This window comes from Johannesbaptistia floridana, from assembly GCF_057440575.1.
Map to the genome: position 1 here is coordinate 1 of NZ_JALKVM010000070.1, position 3,557 is coordinate 3,557.

Here is a 3,557-nt window from a genome sequence, read left to right on the forward strand (position 1 = left end):
GGGGGGATCTGTAAATATAAATATTGTTAACACTACAACGCTCATTGCTATAACTCATATCTAGCATCAGTACTTATGTACTAAATTAACCTCAGAAAAAGTTCATTTCTCTTTCGCCTAAGAAAAGTAGCAAAGGTCAACCAATTTTTAAGCGTTGAGCATTAATTCTTTAACTCATTATATCAAGTTCGGGTGAATACTTACAATAAAAATGAGGTGAGGCAAGAGAGGCAAGAGAGGCACCGAGGCAGAAGGAAAGGAAGAAGGTACGAAGGTAGAACTTTATCATAACTAATTAAACGGACATCATATTACTCATTACTTCAAAACTCATTACTTCTTACTTCAAGACTTCAAGACTTCAAGACTTCAAGACTTCAAGATTCATCCACAAGTAACTTTGGATAAAGATGCGAGGGTCTGAGGTAAGCCCTATCTAACTGTTTCCGCTTTACCTAAGGGAGAAAATCTAATTTCAATTCTGCGTCTATTGGCATCAGCTTCTCGGGTTGGTGAAGCAAATTCTCCTGAAGGTAAGAGTAATTGTGCCGCTGAATAGGCCCTAAATTGTAACCCTTCTAAGCGTCCTAATTCTTGAACTGCTTGTAATTCTTTAACAACTTCTAAAGCCCTCATTAAGCCTAAATCAGCATTAGAACCTGGATTGAGTGTACTTACTGCTTTTTCTCCTTTGGCAACTGCTTCAAGATTTCTATCTAAATTACTGTTATTTTGATTAGTAATTTGACCATCCGTATGTCCAATCACTTCTACTACATAAATACCTCTTGCTGCTGTAACTTCTTCTATACGTTCTACTAATTCTGTATTGATATAGGTTTTTAATTTTTCGGGAATTTCTGCGCTTCCTGATTCAAACTGAAATTCTCCCGAGTTTTCTATAATTACTACTGGAGGCGCTGATTGTAAAATTTCTATAGTTTCTTCTAAGGCTTCTATCTCTTCACTATTTCTCTCTAATTGCCTTTCTAGAATATTAGCTTGGTTTTCTGAACGTCTCAGTTCTGAGTTTTTACGTCTTAATTCGTTACCGAGTAGACTTAATTCCTGTTCTAATTCTAAGACTCTGCCTTCTACTTCACTTAGATTTAATTGTGTTTCGTTAGCTGTGGTTTTGAGAAATAAGGCTTTAAATAGTGCTAAAAGTAAAAATAAGCTGATAATCATAAAGGCATTGGACATCAAATCGGTGAAAGATGGCCAAATATTTAGATTATCGTTTTCTTGGTGGTAATTCCATTTTTTAGACATGGCTAATGTAAATCATTTTCTGCTTGCTTAAGATTGAGAATTAAATTATATTTTTCGTTGATACTAGTCATTTCTTCTGTAAGACGAATAATTTTTAGTATAGACTTCTGCCTCAATTCTAAGTTATCTTCTAATGATTTGGTGGATTGATTGAGTATTAATGCTGATTGAGAGAACTGATTTTGGGCGATCGCTAAATCTCCAATGGCAGTTGATAGCTTTTCGGCAAAACGACTTTCTTCTAAAATCTTTACTGCTTCAGCAAAGTTAACGGAACTTTTAGCCATTTTTAGAGATGATTCTCTTAATTCTAAATATACTTGCTCGGTATTTTGGCTGATTTTTTGATTTTCTAAGGTTATTTCTCTGACTGGTTGGATTATTGATTTTTCTAAAACCTGTTCTAGAGTTGAACTAAATTCTGTGGGGAAAACGTTGACAAATCTACTCAATTCATTTACTAGTTTCTTTAAACTCTCTTCTTGGCTTTGGATAGAAACAGGGGTTATGCTTAGCCAGTACACATTATCTAAGTAGTCTTCTAAAGAGTTTAGTAAGCTTATTTTGGCTATATTCGTATTCCATATCAAATTGATGACAGTGAGTAAGGCGCTGCAAAATACTGCTACTAAACTAGTCACAAAGGCGATACCCATTCCCTGGAGTGGTTGATCTAATTCTTGAATTAAGCTACCCACGTCATTTAGTTCTGCTTGAGTTAAGGTTTGACTTAAATTGGCTAAATTGATTGTTATACCTAAGAAAGTACCAAATAGTCCAAAGGCTAAGAGTAAGTTTGGTAAGTTACGGGTAAATTCTTCTACTGATTCACAGTCTAGAGGTATCCCAAAGAAACGGAATTTTTCTTGGCTATAGCTACTAGCTACTAAAGCTGGTGTATTCATTTTTTCTTTTTGTCCACCTCCTCTCTCCATTCTTGCTTCTAAGTAATGAATTATTTTCGGAGATTTATTTAAGGTTTCTCCTTTTAGTAGTTTTCTGACTTTAGACACTAAACTACTCAAGTGTAGAAATATAGCAAAACGCAGCAAAATTGTGATGATTGTGGGAATAATTACCAGAAAAATAGTAACTATTACTAGATAAGAGGGTAATAAGCTAAACCCTGCTATTGAGTTGGTTATAAATTCAAACATGATTGATTATCAGCTAGAGTGTTTTTCGTAGGCAGCTACTATTCTTTGAACTAGGGGATTACGGACCACATCGGCTTGGGAAAATTGACAAAAGGCTATACCAGTTACTGACTTGAGTATTTTTTGTGCTACTACTAATCCTGAATCTTGATTTTTACCTAGGTCTATTTGGGTAATATCTCCAGTTACTACCATGCGGGAGCCATTCCCTAGACGTGTTAAGACCATTTTTAATTGCTCTGGCGTGGTATTTTGAGCTTCATCTACTATGACAAAAGCCTGATTAAGGGTACGCCCTCTCATATATGCTAAAGGTGCTACTTCAATTTTACCTCGTTCCATTAATTCTGGTATTTTGGCAGGTTCAATAAATTCGTAAAGTGCGTCGTAGAGAGGACGGAGGAAGGGGTTAACTTTTTGTTGTAAATCACCGGGGAGAAATCCTAGTTTTTCTCCTGCTTCTACGGCAGGCCGAGTCAAAATCAGGCGATCGCACTCTTCGTTTAGTAATGCTTTAACTGCTAATACTGCCGCTAAGAAAGTTTTTCCTGTTCCCGCAGGACCTATACAAAAAGTTAAATCGTGTTTTTGAATTGCTTCTATATATTGTTTTTGGCGAAAAGTTTTGGCTTTGATTAATTCTCCGTGACGGGTTTTAGCGATTATGTTGTTTTGTATAGCTAAATATTCCTCTTGACGATTAGTATCTACCGCTTGAATTGCTAGTAACAGTTCAGTTTCCTTGATAGCTTCGCCTTTTTGCCAATAGGGTGATAGAGATTCAATGATATTTAAGCATCTATTTATAGCTTTAGGTTGACCTGAGATAAATAATTCTTGACCTCGGAGAGTTATTTGGGTGACTGTGTGTTGAGAGAGAAACTTTAAATTTTTTTCTTGGGGACCAGATAGGGCGATCGCTGCTGCCATATCTGGCAACTCTTTTTTTTCTAATGCTGCTGTCATCAGTTATTTTTTTAGATTAATCCAACAAATTTAGCTTAACTCAAATTCTCTAAAACCCGCATCATATCTAGGTTGTATCTGTACATCCCCAAAAAAGTTAAAAAAAATTTCCCAAAAGGGTTGACATTCTCTGGGAAAGGAGATACATTAGTAAATGCGCGG

At 35.8% G+C, this 3,557-nt stretch carries 3 protein-coding genes; all 3 read right to left on the minus strand.

Annotated features, from left to right (window positions below; translation table 11 throughout):
• Positions 1–432: 432 nt before the first annotated feature.
• From MW688_RS05230 to MW688_RS05240, 3 genes are read right to left on the minus strand one after another with little or no spacing between them, the layout of a single operon-like run.
• Positions 433–1,272 (minus strand): flagellar motor protein, encoded by an 840-nt coding sequence (locus MW688_RS05230; protein WP_486734873.1) that lies wholly within the window; start codon positions 1,270–1,272, stop codon positions 433–435.
• 2 nt (positions 1,273–1,274) lie between these two features.
• Positions 1,275–2,429 carry a methyl-accepting chemotaxis protein gene (locus tag MW688_RS05235; RefSeq protein ID WP_486734874.1) on the minus strand — a complete coding sequence of 385 codons (1,155 nt, stop codon included), beginning with the start codon at positions 2,427–2,429 and terminating at the stop codon, positions 1,275–1,277.
• A gap of 9 nt (positions 2,430–2,438) precedes the next feature.
• Positions 2,439–3,395 (minus strand): PhoH family protein, encoded by a 957-nt coding sequence (locus MW688_RS05240; RefSeq protein WP_486734875.1) that lies wholly within the window; start codon positions 3,393–3,395, stop codon positions 2,439–2,441.
• Positions 3,396–3,557 lie beyond the last annotated feature (162 nt).